We start from the raw sequence: 25516 nt of genomic DNA on the forward strand, positions 1-25516 counted from the left end.
GATATGAAAAAGATATTGAATATAACTCTCGCGGCAGCTTTCGCATGTGCGATGACCAGCTGCCAGGACTTTCTCGACACTTCCTCTCCGAGTGTAGTAGACCGTGATTTTGTCTTCTCAAATGAAGAGTCTGCACGTGGTGCATTGTATTATGGTTATGAAACCCTCCGTGCAAACCGGAGTGTACATAATGTCGGATTCTTCTGGCATCCGGTTTGGGGATCGGACATTGAAGACTCTCAAGACATCTACGATGAAGGTAGCGCCGGAATCTGTGAAAAATGGTATTATCCGGGTGGTACGGGCAACTATAACATTAACTCCGGTGAAGGAACGGAAGTGTTTACCAAGCTTTACGAAACGATATCCGTGGCCAACTCCCTCATATCCAGCTTTGAGGCGCTTGATAATTTCCAGTCGATCATGACCGGAGAACCTAATAACCTTTCGGATATCTATGGGCAGGCTGTGGCTCTGCGTGCTACGTGCTACTGGGAGTTGTGTCGCTGGTATGGCGATGTGCCCCATGCACTGAATGCCGGTGAACAGGCAAAAGGACTGACTTCCCGTTATGCCATTTATGACTATCATATCCGGAAACTCAGGGAGGTAGAGCCTCATATGTATCGTCCGGGTGAAGGTAGTACGCGGGCGGATGTCATGAATCGTACGTATGTTCAGGGACTTATAGGACGTCTTTGTATGTATAATGGTGGTTATGCAACCCGCCGTACCGACCTGGGTGCAGACTTCTATGTGGATGGTAACGGAAAGGTACTTACCTTCGACGATTGGAGTGTGGAAAAGAACGGTGCCATTTACGGACGCCGCAGCGATTGGAAGGATTTGTATGCCATAGCCAAAGAATATCTTCAGGCGATCTATATGAATCCCGGTTCGGTGGTATTACACACAACGGACCCCCGTTCTACAGGTAAGAACGGACAGGAGTATAATAATCCTTACCAGTATATGTTCCAGCAAATGCATGCTGCCGATAATATAACATTGGCTGATGAATCTATCTACGAACTCCCTCACGAATACAATGGCGGGTCTTCCCGTCCGGCTTATATCGGTCGCCCCTCATCGGGTGGTGACGGACAGGCGCCTTGCGTGGCATGTGGACAGGATCGTATCCAGGCACATTTCTACTACGGTTGGTTCGATAATAACGACCTGCGTCGTGACGCTTCTGTGGCCGTAACGGGCAGCACAGGTGGTGGTCAGGAGCTGATGCAGTCATTCGACCGCAGTGCGTGGGGTAAAGGATGTGGCCCGGGTACCAATAAGTGGGACTGGAACCGGATGACTGCTCCTGATACAAAAACATACGGTAATTCCGGCATCAACTTCTCCTATATGCGTATCTCCGATGCTTATCTGATGTTGGCTGAAGTGTGTGCGGCATTGGGCGATGAAGGCAGTGCCAAGACGTACCTTGCCATTGTTCACAACCGGGCATTCCCCGGTAATAACGACCCGAACTTTGAGAAATATATCTCAGATTGTGGCTCTGTGTACAATGCAGTGCTTAAAGAACGTGCCCTGGAATTCAGTGGCGAAGGTGTACGCCGTTTTGACATCATCCGTACCGGTATTCTTCCGGAGGTTGCCGTTGAAAACAGAAAGGTAATGTCGGCTATCATTGAGGGCATACGTCAGGATGGTTACTACACGTTTAAGAATGGCAATCAGATACCTGCCTATATCTGGACGAAGATGGTCGATGCTAAATCCAAGTATGGATATAGACTGACATCACAAACTCCGGCTGATAAGCAAGATGATCCGGTATTGTTCCCAGGATGGCGCGGACAGCATGATGATTGGGGAAGTCTGGTTCCAGCTTATGCAGGCGTGACGATGACGAACGTTGCAATCAAAGGTTTGTTTAAGTATATCGAACCGGGTTCTGCCGAAGCGTTGGCTTTGGAAGCTGATGGATATGTACAGACTCCCTGGGCTATTGATATGTTGAAATATGAGGATTCTTATGCGAAGAAACTCTTTGCCGGTTATACGGATGCCGATTATGCGGCAAAGAATCCGCCCATCCATTTATTGCCGAATACCTATCAGGTATTGCTGAATTCGGGGATTACGAACGGTTATGGTTTTGAGCAGCAGTAATATGGTAAGAAGATGTATTCTTTGCATGATGTTAGGGTTGGCTACTTCGGTAGCCGCCCTATCTCAGCATTTATCCGGTTACGAACTGGAAAGAGAGATGCCTGTTTTTCTGGATCAATTGAAAGCAGAGTTGACTTACCCCATGGCTTGGGGAAATAGTCCGGTTAAGAATTTTAAGAAGTGGCGCAAACAGGCACGCAATGCCGTGCTGGATGCCATGCTTGCCCCTCCGCCTCGCACCACCGACTACCGGACCGAGGTCGTAGCCGAAGAGCAGCGGAATGGGTATAAAGCCCGGAAGTTACGTTTCAATCTGACCGGTTATTCTAGGGTGAACGCCTATATGCTGGTGCCCGATGGTGAAGGCCCCTTCCCGGCGGTAGTACTTTTGCATGATCATGGAGGGCATTATACGATTGGTAAGGAGAAAATGATCCGTCCCTTCGGAGTGTCTCCCGAAGTCCTGGCTGATGCCGATGCCTGGGCCAAACAATGCTACGGTGGACAATACGTAGGCGATTATCTGGCTGCACACGGATATGTGGTCATCTCTATTGATGCTATATTCTGGGGAGAACGCGGACGGAAAGAAGGCATCGACGGCGACAAACACATGGCTGTGGCAGGCAACTTCATGATGCTGGGACGCAGTTGGAGTGCTTTCATGAACTACGAAGACATGTATACTACCGACTTTCTGTCTACATTGCCCGAAGTCGACTCCAAACGTATCGGTTGCATGGGCTTTTCGATGGGAGCTTACCGTGCCTGGATGCTTTCGGCACTTTCTGATAAGGTGAAAGCCGGAGTTGCCGTCTGCTGGATGGTGACTACGGACTGCCAGTTCTCATGGGAGTATGGAAAAGAAAGGGGAGGTTTTGCCAATATGTTACCGGGCATCCGTCGTTATCTGGATTATCCGCATATCGCGTCCATCGCCTGTCCCAAACCGATGTTTTTCCTGAACGGGGAGCATGACAAACTCTTTCCTCCGGTAGGAGTGAATGCCGCCTTTGCAGAAATGCGAAAAGTATGGGAAAGCCGTTCCGCAGGCGACAAATTGGTTACGGAACTGTGGGATATGCCTCATGATTGCGGAATAAAGGTACAAGATGCCATTCTGTCTTTTCTGAAAAAGAACTTAGCTCAATGATGACCTCATCCATATACTTATGGTGATAAAAATCATTTACCTATATCCGCATTTCAATATTACCTCTTTGCAGATAAAAATTCCCCGGTTAAATAGGCGTTAACTCCCCAACTGGGGAGTAACGCATTCCCCAACTGGGGAGCATCGTACTCTCTAACTGGGGAACATCGCACTCCCCAGCTGGGGAGTTAACACCCCCCTCAGATGGGAGGTGCTACCCCCTCTACAATGCACTGTAGCATGGGTCGGCTGAATTTATCCTATTCGGTTATCAAGATCAGAAGATAGAGATTAAAGAAGAGAAGTTGAGAAAAAGAGGCAGGCGGAATTATTAACAATCAGCCTGCCGGTAATGAAATCTTCAGAAGATGGAATAACCTCGACTTAATGGAGGAAAGCCGGAAGAAAACCTTAATTGTTTTGCTTTCGGCTTTCCTTGTATTCAGTCGGTGTCATTCCATATTGCTGCTTGAAGCACTTGCTGAAGTAATGCGAGTCATTCAGTCCCACCATATAGGCTATCTGAGCCATATTATACTCTTCTGTCTCTATGAGTTGAGCTGCCCGCTTCATGCGTATTTCTCTCAGGAACTCAACGGGAGATAAACCGGTCAGTGTCTTCAGTTTCTTGAAGAATACGGAGCGGCTCATGTTTACTTCGCCGGCAATGTCTTCCACTGTAAGGTCACCGTTATCCAGATGCTTCTCTATGGTTTCCATCACTTTATCCATAAACTTCTGGTCGTTGGGCGAAAGGGCCGGAGTGGTGGTTTCCTCTTTCCCTGCCAGGGGGTGTTCGGTGGATGCAGGCAACAGACTGGCGCAATACAATGCCTGTAACTTCTTGCGCTGTTCAAGCAGATTGAAAATGCGTGCTTTCAGGTAGGCGGCGCTGAAGGGCTTTGTGATGTAATCGTCCGCTCCCAGCTTCATGCCTTCTATCTTGCTTTCGATGGTCGACTTGGCCGTCAGCATAACGATGGGAATATGGCTTGTGGTCATCTCTTCCCGCAGTTCGCGCACCATTTCTATACCATCCTTTTCGGGCATCATAACGTCGCTGATGATGATATCTGGCATATACAACTTACTCTTTTCCAGTCCGGTATTACCATTTTCCGCTTCTATAACATTGAAGTACTGGGCAAAGATGGTCCTTATGAAGAAGCGTAATTCCTGGTTATCTTCCACTATCAGGATAGTTTCTTTTTCATTGTTCAGGTTCTCCTCTTCGTTTCCGGTGAGAGAAGAGAACTGATTTCCGGTGTATGCCGGTGAGGTATCACTTACCACGTAGTCGGACAGGATGAATTCAACGGTTTCGTCGAAGTGTTCCTTTCCTTTCTGCAATCTGATGCTGAAGCAACTCCCTTCTCCAAGTTTGCTCCGGATGCTGATGCTGCCGTGATGCATATCGATCAATTCTTTCACTAATGAAAGGCCGATACCGGTGCTGGCCTGGTTGAAGAGGTTCTTATCCACTAAATTCTCGAAGCGGACGAAGAGGGACTTTTGCTTATTCTCCGCAATTCCTATTCCCTGGTCTTCCACGGCAAGAATCACATCCTTTTCTTCTTCCTGCACCATCACTTTGATCTGTTTCCCTTGGGGAGTATATTTGAAAGCGTTCGATAACAGGTTGAACAATATCTTTTCCAACTTGTCAGAGTCCGCCCATATCTTGAGGCTAGCGACTTCCGTATCCATACTGAAATCAATCTGGTGTTCATCGGCAAGGCTGTTGAAGCTTTCCATAATGTGGCGGATGAAAGGGATCAGGTCAATCTGTTGCACCCTCATCTTCATCTTCTTGTTCTGTATCTTGCGGAAGTCCAGAATCTGATTGACGAGCCTTAGCATCCTGTTCGTGTTTCGCTCTACCAGCACCAACTGTTCCCGTTCCTCATCATTCAGCTTGCCGTGTTGCAGGACTTGCTCTACGGGACCGGCAATCAGCGTCAGCGGTGTACGCAGTTCGTGCGATATGTTTGTGAAGAAACGTAGCTTTATATCTGAAATCTCCTGTTCGACGGATACCTTATGCTTCAGCCTGAAGATGGTGAAGAGGATATAGGTGGCTGTAAAAATGACCAATAAGATGAATAGCACGTACAGGGAATATGCCCACGGTGTCTCCCAGAAGGAGGGAAGTATGTTGATGTCCAGTGTACGCGTGTTCTCCACCCAGATGCCGTCGCTGTTTGTAGAGCGGACTTTCAGGGTGTAATGCCCTTTCGGAAGGTTGGTGTAAGTGGCGGTTCGCTGGTTGCCGATATTGTTCCAGTTATTTTCAAAGCCTTCCAGTTTGTAGGAATAGGAGATGTTGCCGGGATACTTCATGTCCAGGGCGGCAAACTGGATGCTGAATCCATTCTTATCGTGAGGCAGGGTCAGGAGGTGCGTATCATCGATGTGGGTGGTCAGTATGCCGCCTTCTTCGGGAGTCACCGTCTTCTCGGCCTGTTGCAGGCGGGTGAAGATGATAGGAGGAACGTATGTACTTGTATGGATGGAATCCGGAAAGAAGTAGAGGACACCTTTCACGGTGTTGAACATCAGATAATCGGACTCTGTTCGCAGGGCCGCCCCCTCATTGAAACTGATTCGTAGGGGGAAAGCTCTGGAAGGGTAGTTTATTATTTTATCCGTGGAAGGAATAAACTTGCACAGCTCTTTCTCTGTAGCGCACCACAAGTTGCCGTGCGGGTCTTCTTCGATGGACAGCAATACATCCGAAGGAAGTCCGTCTCTCATGGTGTAGGCCTGAAAGCGGGCTTCAGTGCCCTCCAGTGAGAGCAACTTATTGAGTCCGCCTCCGAAGGTGGCCACGTACATTTCGCCTTTCCGGGTGAAATAGATGTTGTGCACGTCGTTGTTGCTGAGGCTGTTGGCATTCCCCGAAATACGGCAGTAACGTTGGAATTCTATCTCTTCCGGTTCTTTGAAATAGTCCTTGCACATCAGTAATCCTGTGGCGCTGCCTATCCATATATTCCCTTTGGTGTCGGAGGTGATGAAACGCGTACGGTAGCATTGACTGATAGGATAATTCTTTAGCCGGTTTCGGTAGTTGATGAAACGGACTGCTTCTTTGTCTGTTCCCCGTTCCAGATAGTTGATGCCACCTTCGAATGTGGCAATCCATATCCGTTGCTGCCGGTCTTCATGCAGACTGTAGATCTCATTGCCGCTCAGACTGTATACATCGTTTGCGTCGGCACTGTACTGAACGAGATGATAAGTCAGGGGCTTCTCCTGAGGCCTGGCGGCGAATAGTCCGTTGCCTTTGGTGCCTATCCAGATGGTGCCTTCATGATCTTGTATGATGGAGTAGCCTATTCCTAACCGGTCCGTGCTGTAGGGGGAAATAGTCCCTGCAGACGTAAGGTTGCCCACATAGCGCCATTGGCTGTCGTAGACACGTATTATTTTGTCTTTATTGCCCGTCCATATATATCCGTTGCGGTCCTGGTAAACGGCACGGACGTTACTTCCCGGGAATTCCGTATCATCCGGGGCGGCGGTAAGCAAATGGAAATGATTGGTATTGAAAGAGATCTTCTCCAGTCCGTTTCCATACGAACCGAGCCATAAATTGCCCTGTTTATCAGTAAATACATTGGTCACCTTATTGTCAGCGCTCCAGCCCGATTGCAGGGCCGGATTGTAAAACGGACGTATCCGGTTGTTCTTACGGTCATACCAGGCAAGTCCTCCTCCCGAAGGATGTACCCATAAAGAACCGTTGACATCCTCGTATATATACATTTCCGGCCGGGAATCGACGATATCTTTGCCGTACTTGTCTTGCAGAATGAAGTGATCGAACTGCTCGTTTTCAGGATTGAAGTGCGTCACTCCTTTGATGTTGAGGCGTATCCATGCTTCACCGTTGGTATCGATATAGGCTGCTTTGATCTGATTGTCCTTTAATGAAGGATAATTCCGGGTATTATAGTGACGATGGTTTCCGGAACTTTGTTCATATACAAAGAACCCGTCGCTGGCTGTGCCGATGAATAGCTTGTCCTTTTTGAGTTGGCGGATTGTTTTGATAGACGAATCGGTAGGGAACTCTTGTCTTACAAACTGGCCGTTATCCGGATTGTATTCGTATACACATCCTTGTTTGGAAGTGAAGTAGATGGCATGGTTATTCTCCAGTGCATCGTAAAAGGGCTGTTTGTCCTTTTCCGGAGGAGCGACGAAGTAAGAAGACAGTCTCTCTTCATTCCCGTTACGACTCAGGCGGTATAATCCGTTCTCGGTAAGAATCCATTGGTTCTCCCGGCTATCCTGAAAGATAGACTTGATAGGTTCTGAGTATGAAATTTGATGGGACTTGAAGAAGTCTGTGACTTTCATTTCATGTGTTTCCGGATGGGTGGAGATATGAAGTAACTCATTTTGTACGGTAATTATCCATACGTCTCCACATGGAAGCACATACATGTCCAGAGACAGATAGTTGTCGTAAGGGATAGCCTGGAACCGTTCAAGCCGCGGATTGAAACGATAGACCTGGTGATTGTAGCTTTGTACCCAGATATATCCGTATCTGTCTTCTTTAATATTGTCCAGGCGGTTGTTGCTCAATCCGATGCTGTCGCCCGGATGGGCTTTATAGTTGTTAAATGTATATCCGTCAAATTTGTAGAGACCGTCCCAGGTAGCGAACCACATCACTCCTTTGTCATCTTGCAGGATGCTCATGATTGTATTCTGCGAGAGTCCGTCTTCTGAGGTATATTGTGTAAAGGTATGTGGTAATTGTCCGAAGCAGAAGTCGGTGGCAATTACGCAGAGGATTAGAAATATTCCGATTCTTCTCATGGTTAGTGTATTACCGGCTACGCTTTATTTCAGCCATTTATTGAAAAACTCCAAAGTCTCTTTCTGCATTTCCTTATTGAAGAAGTGTTTCTCTTCCCATATCTTGGTAACGAGGCGGTCGGCAGCCTTCTGACTCTGCCAGACAGCCTGCATGGTGCTGTACGCATCTTTAACACCTTCTACCGGAAACAACTTGTCCCGACTTCCATTGAAAAACAGGGTGGGTTTCGGGCAGGCGATGCTTGCCGTATGAGGATAATCCAGATAGCGGCGCAGGTTCGGTATCAGCATGGAATAAGCTGATCCGCCTTTGTTTTGGTTGTTGGTGAGTGTCATCAGGTATTCGGTGGTGTTCATCCAGCAAATGGAGGCGGAGACTTTTATGCAGTCGGTGATGGCGGAGAGCATCCAGGAACGGTAGGCTCCCATGGAGAAACCTACGCATCCTACTTTATCTTTATCCACAAACGGCAGTGAGGCCACGAACTCCGCGCTTCGCGCATCATCCATATTGATAAACGCTCCCCACGAACTTCCCATTTGCAGGAAGTTGGAAGCTAACGCTTGTTGTCCGTCATAGTTCACCCCTTCCTTTCTGCCACGTTCACCCCAGAACAAGGCATCGATGGAAAGTACCACATAACCGTGTTCGGCAAAATAGTCTCCTGTATATTGTCCGTCGTAGCAACCTGTTGCCCAATTGTCGGCGTCCGCTATGATTTCATCGCTTACATCGAACGGGCGTACCATTTTCTCCTTGCCGATAGAGAAGTGCGCGCCATGATCGTGCAGCATGACGACTGCCGGAAAGGGACCGTCACCGTCCGGTACCAACAGGTAGGCGGGAACACGACACCACTCCGATACGTTAAATAGTATTTTTTGAGCCTTGTATCCGTTGCGCTGTTCGGTAGCGATTACCGTCATGGCATAATCGGTAGGGGCGGGAGGCAAAATCTGCATACACTCCAGTAGGGTTTCCCGTGCTTGGGCACGCCATTTATCAAACTTGCGGATAGGGGAGTTTCCCCACGCTGCCGGATAAGTGAGCTGCTGTTTCAATTGCTCATAGAAGACCGGCATGTTTTTGACAATACCATATGCGGTGGTATCGGTTTGAGCAATCATACTGAGATGTCCGGAGAGAACAATCAGGAAAGTGGTTGTAATGCGTTTCATGGTCAGTGGTTGTTAAAATCTAAGCAAAGATACATGATCTTTCTATGAAATACGTATCTTTACCGCATAGAATAAGCCTGTTATGATGAAAAAAATCTTATATCTGATCCTTGGGTTGATAGGTGTGTTGTCAGTAAAAGCACAGCCGGATTGTTTCTTCACCCATTATTCGTCTGAAGACGGACTTTCTCAAAATACAGTAATGAGCATCCTGCAAGACCGCAAGGGAAATATCTGGCTTGCTACCTGGGATGGCATCAATAAGTTCAATGGTTATTCATTTAAAACGTATAAGGCGCGGCTTGATAATCGTATCGTGCTGAGCCATAACCGCATAGACCATATACTAGAAGACAAGTACGGCTTCCTTTGGCTGCAAACCTATGACAATCACGCCTATCGCTTCGATCCCCGTACGGAAACGTTTGAGCGTGCTCCGGGTGATGATGATGAGGGGGGCACAGCCAATATAACGGATATCAAAGTCCTTCCGGGTGGTTCGGTATGGCTGCTGACGGAGACTGAAGGGGTGATCCGGGTGGCAACTGATCCGCAGGATTATAGCCTGACCTCCCAATATTATTCCACTCAATCGGGACAGTTTTCCGCCTCACGTGTGTTTCAGGTATATGAGGACCGGGCAGGTAATGAATGGATATTGTCTGATAACGGATTAGGGATGTTGGCACCTGGAGAGAAATCACCGGTCTTTTATTTCGCAGAGACAGCAGAGCGGGAGAGGAAAGGCGGGCAAGCCTTTTATTCCTGTTTGGAGCATGGTCCCGAAATCTATTTCGGAACGGATAACGGGCGCGTATGGCGCTATCAGAAGGAGAGCGGGCAGTTCTTGTTGCTGAGCCTGCCGGTTTCATCCCATATTGTGTCAATCAATCATATAGATGGCAATGAGATCATACTGACCACTTCAAAAGACGGATTCTTTACTTATAAATGTGATACAAAGAAGACAGTACATTTCCCTGCCTCCCGTTTTCCTGACGCACCGATTCATGGCACTTATGTGGATAAAGCATCGGAAGTATGGTTCGAGCAACATATTCCGGGCACAGTGGTACACTTTAATCCGCGTACACAGGTCTTAAAGCGTGAAGTAATAGCCGTGGAACCTACCAGTACGGACCGTTCTCGTCCGGCTTTCCATGCGCATGAAGATATCAATGGCGTACTTTGGGTACATCCGTATGGCGGTGGTTTTTCATATTTTGACCGTGAGAGTAATAGTCTGCGTCCGTTCTATAATGATTTGTCAGGGCATGATTGGCGCTTTTCCAATAAAATACATACCGCCTTCTCCGACAATCAGGGGAATCTGTGGATGTGCACTCACTCTAAGGGATTGGAGAAGGTTACTTTCCGTCCGTCTCAGTTTGGCATCGTAACGCCGGTGCCACACGATTATGAGTCATTGAGCAACGAAGTACGCGCCCTTTGCGAGGATGCAGACCAGAATTTATGGGTAGGCTTGAAAGATGGTAAACTACGGATATATGATAAGAACCGTGTAAATAAGGGCTATCTGACCGAAAACGGTACTGTGTCGCACAGCGGCACTCCATTGCGTGGTAATGTTTACTTCATCTTGCAGGACAGTAAACGAAATTTCTGGATTGCGACAAAAGGGGATGGTCTGGTGAAAGCCGAAAAACAGAAAGATGGTTATCACTATAAGTTGACCCGTTATCAGCATCAGGAAGGTGATATTTATAGTTTGAGTGACGACAATGTTTATTGTGTATACGAAGATAAGCATGGACGCATCTGGATAGCTACATTTGCAGGCGGCATCAACTATATGGCGCACAATCAGGGTGGCAAGGAGATTTTCGTGAACCATCGTAATAACCTGAAAGGATATCCTATTGATTATTGTTACAAGGCCCGTTTTATAACAGGTGATGATCAGGGGCATATCTGGATAGGAACTACCGTGGGCGCCTTGATGGTGGATGCGGACTTCAAGAATCCCGAAGATGTGAAGTTCCGTCATTTCCTGCGTGTTCCGGACGAGGAGTATAGCCTAAGCAATAATGATGTACATTGGATTGTATCTACCCGGGATAAGGAACTCTTTATTGCCACATTTGGCGGTGGACTGAATAAATTGGTATCGCTGGATGAGAACGATAATGCCTGTTTCAAGTCGTATACGGTACAGGACGGTCTGCCTTCGGATGTGTTGCTTTCCATACAGGAGGATAAAGCCGGTAATTTATGGCTCAGTTCGGAAAACGGCATCAGTAAGTTCATTCCTTCCGAGGAGAAATTTGAGAACTATGCCGATAAGGAGATCTTTTTTCGGGTACGTTTCAGTGAAGCGGCTTCGGAATATACAGCTTCGGGTAATATACTTTTCGGGGCGAGTACAGGTATTTTCTATTTCAATCCCGATTCCATCGGGAAGAGTAATTATGTGCCGCCAATGGTTTTCTCCAAGTTGCTGGTGGCGAATGTAGACGTGGTGCCGGGACAGGGTTCAGTACTGAAACAGGGATTGGATGATACCAGAAAGCTGGTTCTCTCGCATCGGGAGAATATTTTCACCATACAGTTTGCTGCACTCGACTATTCCGCACCTTCCGAAATACAGTATGCTTATATCCTGGAAGGTTTTGAAAAGGCTTGGAACTATGTAGGTAAACAGCGTGTGGCTACTTATACCAACTTGCCAAAAGGACATTATGTCTTTAAAGTCCGTTCTACCAACAGTGACGGTATATGGACTGAAAACACGCGTACATTGGACATTGAGATACTACCTTCCTTTTGGGAAACTCCGTTTGCTTATTTCCTGTATGTGCTTTTCTTCATCATGATTATTGTAGCGGCGGTGTATATCTTGTTCACTATTTATCGCTTGAAGCATGAGGTGTCCGTCGAGCAACAAATGACGGATATGAAACTGCGTTTCTTTACCGATATCTCTCATGAACTGCGCACTCCGCTGACTTTGATTTCAGGGCCTGTGGAATATATACTGGGGAATACCAAACTTCCGGATGATGCCCGTGAACAGTTACAGGTGGTAGAACGGAATACGAACCGCATGTTGAGGCTTATCAACCAGATACTGGACTTCCGGAAGATACAGAACCGGAAAATGAAGATGCAGGTTCAACGTATGGATGTGGTGGCTTTTACTCGCAAGATCATGGCGAACTTCGAGTCCGTTGCCGAAGAACATCAGATAGACTTCCTGTTTGAAACGGAGAAGGAAGAACTGTATCTTTGGGTAGATGCGGATAAATTTGAGAAGATTGTATTCAATCTGCTTTCCAATGCTTTTAAATACACTCCGAATGGAAAGATGATCACGGTGCTTGTGCGTGAAGATGAAAAATCTGTTTCCGTAAGTGTGGAAGATCAGGGAATAGGTATTGCAGATAATAAGAAAAAGTCGTTGTTTGTCCGTTTTGAGAATCTGGTAGACCGCAATCTGTTCAATCAGTCCAGCACCGGCATTGGTTTGTCATTGGTGAAGGAATTGGTAGAAATGCATAAGGCGACCATTACCGTTGATAGTAAGTTAGGAGAGGGGAGTTGCTTTAAGGTGGATTTCCTGAAAGGTAAAGAACATTATGATGAATCGGTGGAATTCTTGCAGGATGATGCCACAGTGAGTATGGAAGTCGCAGAACAGGTGACCGATATTGTTATACCGGATTCCAACCCTCAGGGAACTATGTTGCTTGTGGAAGATAATTCGGAACTCCGTCTGTTCCTGCGCAGCATCTTTGCTTCCGAGTACAGAATCGTAGAAGCGGTGGATGGTATGCAAGGTTGGGGTAAAGCTTTGAAATTCCTCCCGGATATCATTATTAGTGATGTAATGATGCCCGGAAAGGATGGCATCACCATGACGCGTGAACTACGTGCCGATATGACCACCAGTCATATTCCCATTGTATTGTTGACGGCCAAGACTTCCATTGAAAGCAAATTGGAGGGGTTGGAGTATGGAGCGGACGATTACATCACGAAGCCGTTCAGTGCCACTTATCTGAAAGCACGCGTAAAGAACCTGCTCACACAGCGCCGGAAGTTACAGGGTATCTATCGGGATAACCTAATGACGGGAAATGTAACAGCTGACTCAACGGAAGAAACAGTAGAAGAGCAAGGACCGGAAATGTCTCCGAATGATCGTAAGTTTATGGACAAACTGGTGGAACTAATGGAGAAGAATATGGATAATGGAGAATTGGTAGTAGACGACTTGGTGCAGGAACTGGCAGTCAGCCGTTCAGTCTTTTTTAAGAAACTGAAGACACTGACGGGGTTGGCACCTATTGAGTTTATTAAGGAAATGCGTATCAAGCGTGCCGTGCAATTCATTGAAACCGGAGAATATTCCATGACTCAGATCTCTTATATGGTGGGTATTAATGATCCCCGTTATTTCAGCAAATGCTTCAAACAGAAGATGGGAATGACCCCGACTGAGTATCGGGATAAGGGAATGAATAAGATCAATTCGTCAAAAAATACATGAATTCATCAAAATGGACATCTTTGTAAACTTATATAGGTCTGATAAACAGTCGATTGCTAAATTATGCAGAAAATACTGATTTATGGAGTTACATTTTGTATTTTCTATATACTTTTGCCCGTGTCGTAAAGCTAAGAAGATGATAATTACTTGAATTCAAGAAATTATGACTGGTTAGGGTTAAGAGGATGTCTCCAGGGACATCCTCTTGTTTTTATTAAAACTATCTATTGCAATGCTTCTATATACTTCCGAGTTCCGTCTGTTAGGATGAGTATCCAGTCATTGCCGTTTGAATGACCGCCTTCAGGCTGGAACGTTTCTACTTTTGAACTAAACTCACCGATATAAGATAGCTCTGCATTGCGTGGTGAATACCACCAAGCCTTTTTAGTCTTTCCATGAATCTTGCTGAGGTTTATTTGCATGGGGCGTCCGGTATAGTTGTACACTAACATATAGTCGTTGCCACGTGTTGCAATGAGACGTTCATACTTTGTGCCGTTATCGCCGGCTATGCAACTCTGGTCGGCTACTCTTTCAAAGAAGGGAAAAGCAAGTATCAGTTTTTTCAAATATTGCATCTGGTTGAATCCGGGATCTTTCAGGGCTTCATACCATAATTTGGTAGCACCGTAGGCTGGATTAACTCCCGGCTTTAGGAATTGCATGATGGAGCTATGACCGTACGTATGGCCGAATGAACCGGCAAAAACCGACCAGTAAGCATATCTGCGTACATCGCTGTCTTTCCAGAAACCTTCCTTAGGGTCGTGAAGTCCTTGGGGAATGGCCTCATAAGACGGCTCTCCATCAATAACCGGACGTAGTGGTTTTTGAGCAAGACTATGTTCCACATATCGCCAGTTGTCTTCTTCTGTGCCTTGTGGTAACAGTGTTTTTTTGTCATCTTTGCTTTGTCCGTAGCGGCGGTGTCCACTTTGGAACATATTGAAATCCAGCCAGGGGGCATCGTTGAACCATTCTGCCGAGAGTGTCCTTCCGAAAGGATGGAAAGTCATGAGATGGTTCTTATCAATGGATTTAATGGTGTTGGTAAGCATATTCCAGACTTCGGTTTTGATGTTTCCATAGATATCTCCGCCAATCATCCAGATGATGTTGGGGCGATCTTTGTAACGGTTGGCGAGAAAAGTACCATAAGCCTTGGCTTCTTCCACATTCATTTTTCCACTTTTTACCAGCCCGCCCCAGATGCAGACCATACCGATATAAATCCCTCTGCGGGCGGCGGCATCGATGATAAAGTCCATATGATCCCAATATCCATATATACCCGGTCGGTTGATATTGGAGAAATCAAATCCATTCGGCATAGATGATTGTCCATAAAAGTTCATGGCAGGTACCCCGTTGATAGTTTGTACCTGTACTACGTTGAAGCCTGCTTGTCTGCATTGTTCAAGATAGTATTCCGCTTCATCCCGGTTCAACCTTTCGGGAAGCAGCCAACCGGTATCTCCGAGCCAGAAGAAGGGAGAGCCATTCGTATGCTGAAGGTAGCGGGAGTTCTCTGAAACTTGCAGTAGACCATTCTCCCAAGGGAGATATTGGCGTTGCGGTAATGCCTGGAGGCACACGCACATAAATGATAAATAGAATAATATTTTCTTCATATCTTCTAAATCTAATTATTTAAGCTATTCTCGTCGTTTAGCCCAGTTTTGCAGATCAAACTTGAGGGGATATAATAATAGGATATGGAAATTGCTATAATTGAGTGTAAAAAGAGAAGCTATATCAAGATGAACTTGAGCTTAGCTTCTCTTAATTTTAGATTGATTGCTTACAGCAATTCTCTAGCTGATTGTATGATTACCACCAACGTGGGTCACCGACTACATTCTTTAAATCATTAATAAGTAGTTTGAAGTTACTGCTTGCAGCGTTCTCAAATGTACCATTCGTATCTGCACCTGTAGAATCCATTTCGATAGGAGCGCTTGGGACATCTGATCCTTCTGCTATATACCATGCTATATCCTTTGTTGCAAAGCAATTGTCTACTATCAGTGATCCTTCTCCTCTATAACCACTGATGGCACCGGCCTCGCCCTTATGGCCTCCAGGGCCGAAAATACAATTTTTTAATGTAGGATCATTATTAAACTTCATTTTGTTAAAATCAAACATGTAATTGTTACCAGCTTTCATGTTATAAGCGAACGTACAGTTCTCTGCATGGAATGAATTAATTAATTTGGTAGACGGTTTGGTTGAAACAAACAGTTTCTCGCAGTGTGAGAATGTGGAGTTAGTCACTTTGATATTTAAGATGTCTGCATCTCCATTGTCAGGATTCGTAACGCCGTATCCGCCTATTGAATCTATAACACAATTTTCGATAATGAAGTTGTCGATATCAGCACCTGTTTTGATTCGACAAATACCACGTTTATACTTAATGTCGCAATTAACAAATTTCATAGTACCGATTTGGGTATCTGATACTGAAAGGTTGAATAAATAAGTTCCGCCAAAATTACTGCCGGTTTTAGGTGCATTAGCATGATCGATGAATGATATTTTCTCACCTATGAATCCACCTACATTACCGGCAATATCATAGTTACCTGCAACTTCCATAATAGCATTGCCTCTCAAACTTAATCCGGTTATCAACTTGATAGTTCCGTTAGTTGCTGGCAATTTTAGCCCTGTCATTTCATATTTTTGCCCTCCAGCCAATACAATCGTGATATCTTGATCAGGATTTTCTGCAACAAGGTTTTCGTAGAAGCTACTGGTTAACGTCCCATAGGCCTCTTCTTCCGGAATATCGCGTAAATTAACAACTACACCTTCGAAAGTTTCGGGATCAGCGGTGTTGAAAACCTTTTTTCCTTGATATGTGCCATTAGTATAAGCACGTACAATATAATTGCAACTTGGCTCTAAATCGTCAAAGACGACTTGTCGGCTAACTTGTTCTTCATCAGTTAGAGTGTGATTTGATATTTCAACTTCTTCTGATTGTGTACTTCCTTCGGGGATAACTACTTGTACAAGATTCAATGTAGTATAATCGGCATTTTCCCAACTCACTAAGGCTTTATTGTCAATAGCTTGTACCCCTTTAAGTTTCGTTGGATAATCAGTAGTGGTAATAGTGGGAACCACATAATATTTAGATTCCAAACCATTGCCGACAGACTTGATTTTTATCAAATAATCCGTATCGTACTCTAGCCCTTCAAAACGATAGAATGTGGTATCTGTTTCCACTTCCATCTTTAAACTATCCGTTTGTCCTACAGCCTTTCCTGCTAAGGTTAAGATATAGCGTTCCGCACCTGTATAACGATCCCATTCCAGTTCAATCCATTGACCGCCTATTGTGGTTTCACCAATAATAGGGCGGAACAGTGCATCTGCCTTCATTACGTCATCATCATCATTACAACTTGTAACGAGTGTACCTACACCCAATATGAGCGAAAGTAATAAAGTCTTAATATTAAATATGTGTTTCATAATTTTCTTAATTAAAATTGATTAGTTGGAAGTTCTAACGAGGCCATATCCTTCGTTGTTGAGTACATTACTGTTGGCAACTGTTTCTGCACCTATTGGCAGTAGATATGGAACAGCTGCCTGACCAGCTGGATCAGTGTATCCTCTATAACAATTGACAATGTAAGCGGCAGGTTCGTATTCACCGGTTTTTACTTCTTCACCCGTAACTGGATCTTTTGCTGTAAGAGCCTTGATTAGAGAAGATGTAAAGTCTGAGGTTGCATATTTACCTATATTTTCTTCCTTATCCAAATCTTCTGGTTTTACGGTCTCTGTAGGCTCTTCTTCCGGTGCTAATGCATATTTGTCATTCAAAAATGATATGATACCCTTTGTCCTTGTATAATAAAGTTTTCTTGCTAAATTCAAGTAAGGTTGAACACCCGGTTCATCCTGAAACTCAGCAACGGAAGAACGTCCCATTTGGGTCAAAATATCTTTGGTTTTTACAATTTTTGAACCATAAATATTCCAACGTACTAAATCGTATTTGCGCAAAGCCTCACCTCCAAGTTCCCATGCACGTTCATCAACGATAGCATTGAAGAATGCTTCTTTGCTATTAAGGCTATTCACATAATTTTCGACTTTTTGAGGATGATTTTCAGCGGCGAATGCACGTGCGCGAACTTTTTTCAATTGTGCTTTAGCAAGTTCCGTAGGGCCATTCAAAGCATTCTCCGCTTCTGCTAACATGAGTAGTACATCAGAATAACGCATTAACGGCCAGTTTACACCAGTACCTTTGGAAGAATCAGCTCCTGGATTACTAGTCATCATCATACGGCTCCATTTGCCTACGGCAATGGAAGTGATAGCATCTACTTCTTGGTAATTGTCGTTTGTGTATTTCACAAATGTACAAGTTACATCTCGACGAAGATCTTGGTCGTCAAAAGAGCAATAATAGGCAGGGCTAAGATTTACTTGAATAGTAGTTTTACCTTTGGAACCACCTGTTACTACCTGACCGATACACCATGCAACATCTCCTCCGTTGCCTTCAACATGCGCAACCTCATATAAAATCTCACCACCTGGCGTAGTAACAAACTCACATTGTTTTTGGAAAACATCTTTGAAATTAGGATTTAAGTCACGGTCTTTTAAACTTATCAGTTTTTGACAGTAATCTTTAGCTAATTCATAATATTCAGCAGAAGTACTTGCTTTTTTTTCTGTACCGTTAATTGTATAAGTTACAGTCAGGTCTTCACTTGTAACGTCCAAATAATCTTCTGCGCATTTCATTGTACCATCTGCAGTCATTCCGTATCCGGCACGGTATAATGCTAAGCGGGCAATCAGTCCAAGTGCAAAATCACGATTCATACGCTCTACACCGGCTTCGTGTACGTCAGAAAACTGCATGTTCTCTTCGTTATTAACCAATGCTTGGATTTCTCTACTGAAGATGATATTTTTGTCTGTTTTCGGTAAGTCAAGTTCCATACCTGCTTTTGCGGATTCTGCAAAGTATGGAACATCTCCCCACATATTACAGAGCATCCAATAGCGATGCGCACGCAAACAATGAGCTTCAGCTAACAATGCCTTCATACCTGTAGATGTCTTACCAGTCAATCCTTCAATCACTTGATTTGCACGGTCGATGGCTAAATAATTACTATCCCAGGCTTTTTTGATATCACCAAAGTTTTCCAATAATCCGCCTTGTAATGACCATACGTCACGACGACTACCATCGGGTTTGTCTCCCGGAGCGATACATTCAACATCAGTATTTTGTGCCCATACGTTAGCCATACGAGAAGAGAAAGGGTCTTGATTAAATTCCACATAGGCTCCCAACAACACTTTTAAAGCATCGCTTTCTGTGTTGAAAACATAATTCGTATCAAATTGTGAGGGAGAATCCACTTCTAGGAAATCGTTGCAAGAGATTAGTGTGGTCGTCCCAATCAATGTTGCTAGTATATATTTATTTAGTTTCATATTCTTAGTTAATTATTTAGATTTAGAAAGTTAAATTTACGCCTAATGTCCAAGAGAAACTTTTCGGATAACAAGAGTAGTCGACACCTGAGGTTAAACCGCTGGCTTTGTTTCCGCGAATAGAAGAGCTAACTTCTGGATCGTATCCTGAATAATTAGTCCAAACATAGACATTGTTTAGAGTGCAGTAAACACGAAATTGCTCGCATGCGAATTTTTTGGTAAGTTGTTTAGGGAGTGTATATCCTACTGTGATGTTTTGTAAACGTAGGAACGAACCATCTTCAATGGCCCAAGAATGGGGGATTGCTACTGCATTACCGAATGACCAAGGAGTCCAGTATTCCTTTGCATTAGCTCCTTCATTCATGGCTGCTAAAGATACCAAGTCTGTAACTAAATTACCTGCATTATCAATGTATGTATATCGATTACTGCTCTTCATGATGTTGAGCAGGTTAGGATTGCTAGTTCTGTATTGTTGGGTAGAGGCTATTTTTTCAGCATTATAAATGTCGTTACCTGTTACAAAATTGAACATTACAGAAGCATCAAATCCATAAAATGTACCATTTATACCAAATCCACCAGTTACTTTTGGAGTCGAGTTACCGATAATAGTACGATCTTTATCATCGATTACGCCATCGTCATTTAAATCTTTGAATTTGATGGTACCAGGACGTACGCCGGCTCTACCGCCAAGCATACCTATATTCGGAACTCCATCTTTCAAAATGTATTTTTTACTGGCTTCATCGTATGAACTGAAGTCATTGGTAGTATAATAGCCATCGGTTACCCATCCTACAATTTGTCCTAAAGGTTTACCGACTTCTACAAGAAAATCATTATAACCTTTCAAATCTGTACCTGCCCAGCCGGAGGCAAATTCCATTTGGTTTAGTCCATTGGCTATTTTCTCAACATTTGATTTGTTGTAACCGATATTGAAATTAGCGGATAAACTATAGTTCTTTTTTTCAAGAATGAAAGCATTCAAACTCAATTCGACACCTTTGTTGGATGTTTCAGCTGTGTTCTCCATTGTCGTTTTATAGCCTGGTGCGACAATACTACGTTCAATCAATAAATCTTTGGCAGAATTCCAATAAGCTTCGATAGTACCTGAAATCTTCTCGTTAAACAATCCGAAATCTAAACCGATATTACGCGTGATCGTTGTCTCCCATTTTAAATTGGGGTTGGCTAATTGGGTATTTGTCGCAGAATAATAGTTATTTATTTTATCACCTATTCCATAGGCTTTTGCAGAATTAATGGCATAGGTCATCATATACAAGGTACTGGCAATACGGTTATTACCTACGGTACCATAAGAAAGGCGAAGTTTCAGATTTGACAACCAGTCTTTGGTATCTTCCATAAATGGTTCTTCGTTAATTCGCCATGCCAAAGCACCAGCCGGAAAATAGCCCCATTGGTTACCCGGAGCAAACTTTGAAGAACCATCGGCACGCATAGTGAACGTTACCAAATAACGGTCTTTATAGTTATAGTTGAAACGTCCGAAGAATGATGCCAGGTTATCATCGGCATTAACCTTACTGGTTGTTGTCAAAGTACCATCTGCTAATCCGAAATTGGCAAATACCTGTTCGGCTGTTAGATCTTTACTGAAATGGTCGGCTTTCATATAATTCTGGTCACCCATTGAACTGTTGATTTCTTGTCCCACCATGATATTGAACTTGTGGTCTTTGTTAAGATTGAAATCGTAAGTCAGTGTTGCGGCTTCACGTAACTTCTTGGTATTCGCTTTCGTCCAATCGGCCAATGGAAGACCGCCTACGTACGAGGCATTTGATGTTGTGTGTCCCCACCAGCTTTGTGTTTCATTGAATCCCCAACCATAACCGGCTTCTACATGGAAATTTAATCCTTTGATAACTTCCCAAGTAAGACCGGCATTGAAGTTATAGCTTTTTTGATATTTTTTCTTCCAATATTGTTGCTGTTGTTCGGTCAGCGTCATGTTGTCACGAACCCATTGTTCATACTCTTCATCTGTCAATTGGCTCGGATCAATTTCAGTAAATCCTTCCAAACCTTTTATCGGACGGGAGGTGATAGCTTGCGAAGTACGTACTTTGTAAGTACCGCCTGATGTTCCTGATCCATTGGTGGTGGCATCAGATAAGCGTGCGTTGAAATCAAATTTTAAATTTTTTGCTATTTCATGGCTTAGCTTGAAGTTACCGGTAATACGGCTATAGTCATTGTTTACCATCAAACCGCCATCTTTCTGATATGTCAGGCTTAAACTGAATTTGGTTTTTTCATTGCCTCCTTGTAAACTTACATTATGAGATTGAGATACAACATCTGCACCGAACATGTCATCTTGCCAATCGGTAGCTTCTATACTATTATATAAATATAAGTCCTCAAATACTCCGAATTTTTTTTCGAAATTCTTTAATGCGGTTGCACCTTCCAAAGCAGCTAATTCATAGTTGGCCAATACGTATTCATAGTTGTCTAATACATCTTTACGTTTAGCTAACTTTTTACTTTGCATGTAGCCATTATAAGATACTTTTGTCTTACCCCCTTTGGAACTCTTGGTTGTGATGATGACAACACCATTAGCACCTTGAGAACCATAAATCGCAGTAGAAGAAGCATCCTTTAATACATCAATAGTCTCAATGTCGGACGGAGCTACGTCATTGATATTTGAAACAGGAAAACCGTCAACGATATAAAGTGGAGAATTATCTCCGGTAACAGAACCACCACCACGTACACGGATAATCATTTCGGCATCAGGAGAACCATCAGTAGTGGTAATTTGTACGCCTGCCAAACGACCAGTTAGTGCTTCAGCGGCACTTGTTACTGGAACTTTAGCTAAAGTCTCTCCACCTACAGATGCTACAGACCCTGTTAGGTCTTTTTTCTTTGTAGTACCATAACCAATTACTACTACTTCTTCCAGTGCTTGTGCATCATCTTCTAAAACCAAATTCACAGTTTTTTGTCCTTTTAAAGGGATTTCCTGTGTTTTCATACCTACGTATGAAATGATTAAAGTTGCATTTGCTGGAACATTAATAGAAAAGTTACCGTCAATGTCGGTTATCACACCATTGCTGGCATTTCCTTTTTGTACTACGGAAGCACCGATAACGGTTTCTCCCAACTTGTCCATCACTGTACCTTTTACGGTTACATTTTGCGCTGATACGCTAAGCGATATCACGGCTACTAAACAGAATAGTAGCGCGGCGCGCATGTTTTTCATTTTGTTAGACATTCTTTGCATGTTATTAATTAAGTATGATTTTTTTCGTTAGTGTGTTCGGGCACACTGTTAATTCGTTGTTGCAAATGTATAGGGATGTGAAAATATATATGTGTAATATCTGTTTTTAGGGTGGTATTTTTTGTTATTTACTGTCTATAATGTTTTTGTGAGTTACCTAAATGATGTTATATAACAGAAAAGAGGGGAATTTATTGCTCCCCTCTTGACGTTTTAACATAGTGACGACTGACTTTAGCCGGTATTCCTATGGTTTGGATTACTATTTATTCTTATTGATTTCTTGCGGTCAGAATGTATTCGTTTCCTGCATTTGTTTCGATATCATACACATAAGTCTGTGCATATTCTGGTATGCAAACCGATGCATTGGCAGCAATCAGTGGTTTGCGGATGCTCTGTGATTGCAATAGCGGGTTGTCAGATACCTCTTGGACACTTGGAGTCAATTTTTCCCCATTCAGATACAAAGGAGTCTGGGTCCGTATGCGGAGTGTACCGCCAATATTGGAAGTGATAACGGCTGTTTGTAATTCTCCGTTTTCCCACTTCATCTCTTTCACTGTAAATCCGCCACGGCAACGGATACCTTTCAATGTTCCCTGTTTCCATACGTCGGGCAATGCCGGAAGAAGATGGATAGCTCCGTCATGGCTCTGAACGAACATTTCGGCAATACCGGCAGAACAGCCAAAGTTACCGTCAATTTGGAAAGGCGGGTGTGCATCGAACAGGTTCGGATAAGTACCACCGTTTTGTCCCTTTTCATCGGTAGTGGGGTGCAACTGTTCGGTTATCAGTTTATAGGCATGGTTACCATCGAGCAGACGTGCCCACAGGCACACTTTCCAACCCATTGACCAACCGGTAGAGTGATCGCCACGACCTATTAAAGACTTCTTGGCAGCTTCAAACAGGATGGGAGAGTTGTAGGCACTGATTTGGCGCCCCGGATACAAACCCCAGAGATGAGAAACATGGCGATGACGGTCTTTGGGATTATCCCAGTCGTGCATCCACTCCTGTAACTGTCCCCAACGGCCTACCTGCATAGGGGCTAAATTGTTAACTACAGTCTGTAAACTGTCGGTGAAAGCGGGGCTTTCGTTCATTAAACCGGCAGCGGCAATCGTATTGTAGAATAAATCGTAAACCATCTGATTGTCCATCGTGGTTCCGGCAACTACAACAAATGTACGTTTGCCATTTACTACGGGACTGTTTTCAGGAGAATAGGAGGGGGTTACTACCAGCCAGTTATTCTCGGGTTCACGTACCAGGAAATCGAGGTAGAATTCGCAGGCACCACGCATCAGGGGGTATACTTCGGCTAGATAGTTTTTGTCGCCGGAGAAGAGGTAACGATCCCACAGATGCTGGCAGAACCAAGCGTTACAAGTGGGCCATACGCCGTAGCTCGGTCCGTCTACGGCACCAGTGCTGCGCCAGATATCCGTATTGTGATGCAATGTCCAGCCACGACAACCGTACATGGCGGCACTTTCGCGTCCTTGTATGGCTGCTTCTTTTACTAATTGCAGGAAAGGTTCGTGCATTTCGGGCAGGGAGGTACTTTCGGCAGGCCAGTAGTTCATTTCTACATTGATATCAGTAGTATATTTGCCATCCCAAGGAGCACGGAGCTGGTAGTTCCAGATACCTTGCAGATTGGCGGCTTGCCCGCCGGGTTGCGAACTGCATATCAGCAGGTAGCGTCCGAATTGGAAGTATAAAGCAGCCATTTGCGGATCGAAGCTTGTACTGAACTCTTTGACGCGTACATCTGTCGGCTTGTCGGCTTGAGCATTGCGCCCCAGGTTCAGAGATACCCGGTTGAAGTACTTCTGATATGCATTGATATGGGCGGCCTTACTCTTCGCATAGTTCTTGTTGACCTGTTTCAGATATTTCTGTGCAGTGCTGAGTGCATTGCCCGATACATCCTTATAGTTTACGAAGTTGGTGCCGATGGATACGTATAATGTAACGCTATTGGCATTTTTGACTTGCAGGGTGCTGTCTGATGTTGCTTCCAGACTGCCGCCACTGTTCTCTATGCGGGTGAGGGCGGTGAATTCCACTTTGCCTTCGATACCTTCGTGGTCGTTAGCTTTTCCGTTCAACTGTAATTCTTTGCGGGGGGAGATGCTGCGTACCACATTACTTTTATAAGGCGTGGTATATTTTGCAGTGAATGAGATGCTCTTCTTTTGTGAAGCTGTCAGGCGGATTACCAGAACCTGATCGGGGAAAGAAGTATAGGCTTCACGGGTATAGGTTACTCCGTTGGTGGTGAAGCGGGTGGTAGCTATTGCCTTTGCAATATCCAGATCACGATAATAATCGTTGTAATTGCTGATTCCATCAAAATCAAGATGCAGGGAACCTACGGTCTGATAAGGCATCCCGTTGGCGGATGGCGAACAGATGGTGGGGCCGCAAAGCTCTTGTGCCTCTTTATTCTTGCCCTCAAAGATGAGTTGGCGGATCCGTGGTAAAGCATCTTTGGCTTTGGGATTGGTGTTGTTGTAAGGAGAACCTCCCCATACGGTTTCTTCGTTCAATTGGAATTGTTCGTGTACAGGGTCGCCAAAGACCATGGCGCCTATACGTCCGTTGCCCAGTGGCAGAGCTTCTACCCATTGTGTGGCGGGTCCATCGTACCATAATTTGAGAGTTTCATTTTCCTGCTGTGCCTGCAAGCTACTGCTTATGCAGATTGCAGCAAAGCATGTCGATAACCATTTCTTCATCATTGTTTTTCATTTTTTTGTATTTCAATTGCAAGGTTAGGTCGTTTTCGGCACTTTCAGGGGTAATATCTATTTAAAAAGGAGTAAAAATGATGCATACAGCGGGATTATTAATGCAATCTTTTGCCAGTTAATTGACACGACATTGCCAACACGGTGGCACAACATTGCCA

At 44.4% G+C, this 25516-nt stretch carries 10 protein-coding genes; 3 read left to right on the forward strand and 7 right to left on the reverse strand.

The features are described 5' to 3' along the window. Window positions 1-3 precede the first annotated feature (3 nt). Complete coding sequence (locus VYM24_RS10930; RefSeq protein WP_330942126.1) at window positions 4-2133, forward strand: RagB/SusD family nutrient uptake outer membrane protein; 2130 nt, start codon at window positions 4-6, stop codon at window positions 2131-2133. A 1-nt stretch (window position 2134) separates the two neighbouring features. Next, window positions 2135-3286, forward strand: coding sequence for a dienelactone hydrolase family protein (locus tag VYM24_RS10935; protein ID WP_330942127.1), 1152 nt, complete (start codon window positions 2135-2137; stop codon window positions 3284-3286). A gap of 411 nt (window positions 3287-3697) precedes the next feature. Here the strand turns inward: VYM24_RS10935 and VYM24_RS10940 are convergent, their stop codons facing one another. Both VYM24_RS10940 and VYM24_RS10945 read right to left on the reverse strand, forming a co-directional pair. Next, on the reverse strand, window positions 3698-8119 hold the full coding sequence (locus tag VYM24_RS10940; protein ID WP_330942128.1) for a hybrid sensor histidine kinase/response regulator transcription factor: 4422 nt from the start codon (window positions 8117-8119) through the stop codon (window positions 3698-3700). 24 nt (window positions 8120-8143) lie between these two features. Then, window positions 8144-9298, reverse strand: a complete 1155-nt coding sequence (locus VYM24_RS10945) for a dienelactone hydrolase family protein (protein ID WP_291551920.1) — start codon at window positions 9296-9298, stop codon at window positions 8144-8146. An 85-nt stretch (window positions 9299-9383) separates the two neighbouring features. Between VYM24_RS10945 and VYM24_RS10950 the strand changes: the two genes are divergently transcribed. Next, a complete protein-coding gene (locus tag VYM24_RS10950) occupies window positions 9384-13808 on the forward strand; it encodes a hybrid sensor histidine kinase/response regulator transcription factor (RefSeq protein WP_330942232.1) in 4425 nt (1474 codons plus the stop codon). Between the two features lie 227 nt (window positions 13809-14035). Here the strand turns inward: VYM24_RS10950 and VYM24_RS10955 are convergent, their stop codons facing one another. The 5 genes from VYM24_RS10955 to VYM24_RS10975 form a co-directional block, all read right to left on the reverse strand. Next, window positions 14036-15445 (reverse strand): glycoside hydrolase family 140 protein, encoded by a 1410-nt coding sequence (locus tag VYM24_RS10955; RefSeq protein WP_425286646.1) that lies wholly within the window; start codon window positions 15443-15445, stop codon window positions 14036-14038. Between the two features lie 199 nt (window positions 15446-15644). Next, window positions 15645-17303, reverse strand: a complete 1659-nt coding sequence (locus tag VYM24_RS10960; protein ID WP_291551922.1) for a DUF5123 domain-containing protein — start codon at window positions 17301-17303, stop codon at window positions 15645-15647. 21 nt (window positions 17304-17324) lie between these two features. Then, window positions 17325-19301, reverse strand: a complete 1977-nt coding sequence (locus VYM24_RS10965; protein ID WP_299092981.1) for a RagB/SusD family nutrient uptake outer membrane protein — start codon at window positions 19299-19301, stop codon at window positions 17325-17327. A gap of 22 nt (window positions 19302-19323) precedes the next feature. Further along, complete coding sequence (locus VYM24_RS10970; RefSeq protein WP_291551926.1) at window positions 19324-22569, reverse strand: SusC/RagA family TonB-linked outer membrane protein; 3246 nt, start codon at window positions 22567-22569, stop codon at window positions 19324-19326. A 293-nt stretch (window positions 22570-22862) separates the two neighbouring features. Beyond that, window positions 22863-25346, reverse strand: a complete 2484-nt coding sequence (locus VYM24_RS10975; protein ID WP_299092973.1) for a glycoside hydrolase family 95 protein — start codon at window positions 25344-25346, stop codon at window positions 22863-22865. Between the last annotated feature and the right edge of the window lie 170 nt (window positions 25347-25516).

This window comes from Bacteroides sp. MSB163, from assembly GCF_036416795.1.
Lineage (GTDB): Bacteria > Bacteroidota > Bacteroidia > Bacteroidales > Bacteroidaceae > Bacteroides > Bacteroides maternus.

Bases quoted from the DNA above. Each gene is read 5' to 3' on its own strand.
- VYM24_RS10945 (WP_291551920.1), bottom strand. From the start codon at position 9,298: ATGAAACGCATTACAACCACTTTCCTGATTGTTCTCTCCGGACATCTC.
- VYM24_RS10965 (WP_299092981.1), bottom strand. From the start codon at position 19,301: ATGAAACTAAATAAATATATACTAGCAACATTGATTGGGACGACCACA.
- VYM24_RS10975 (WP_299092973.1), bottom strand. From the start codon at position 25,346: ATGATGAAGAAATGGTTATCGACATGCTTTGCTGCAATCTGCATAAGC.
- VYM24_RS10935 (WP_330942127.1), top strand. From the start codon at position 2,135: ATGGTAAGAAGATGTATTCTTTGCATGATGTTAGGGTTGGCTACTTCG.
- VYM24_RS10970 (WP_291551926.1), bottom strand. From the start codon at position 22,569: ATGAAAAACATGCGCGCCGCGCTACTATTCTGTTTAGTAGCCGTGATA.
- VYM24_RS10950 (WP_330942232.1), top strand. From the start codon at position 9,384: ATGAAAAAAATCTTATATCTGATCCTTGGGTTGATAGGTGTGTTGTCA.
- VYM24_RS10930 (WP_330942126.1), top strand. From the start codon at position 4: ATGAAAAAGATATTGAATATAACTCTCGCGGCAGCTTTCGCATGTGCG.
- VYM24_RS10960 (WP_291551922.1), bottom strand. From the start codon at position 17,303: ATGAAACACATATTTAATATTAAGACTTTATTACTTTCGCTCATATTG.
- VYM24_RS10940 (WP_330942128.1), bottom strand. From the start codon at position 8,119: ATGAGAAGAATCGGAATATTTCTAATCCTCTGCGTAATTGCCACCGAC.
- VYM24_RS10955 (WP_425286646.1), bottom strand. From the start codon at position 15,445: ATGAAGAAAATATTATTCTATTTATCATTTATGTGCGTGTGCCTCCAG.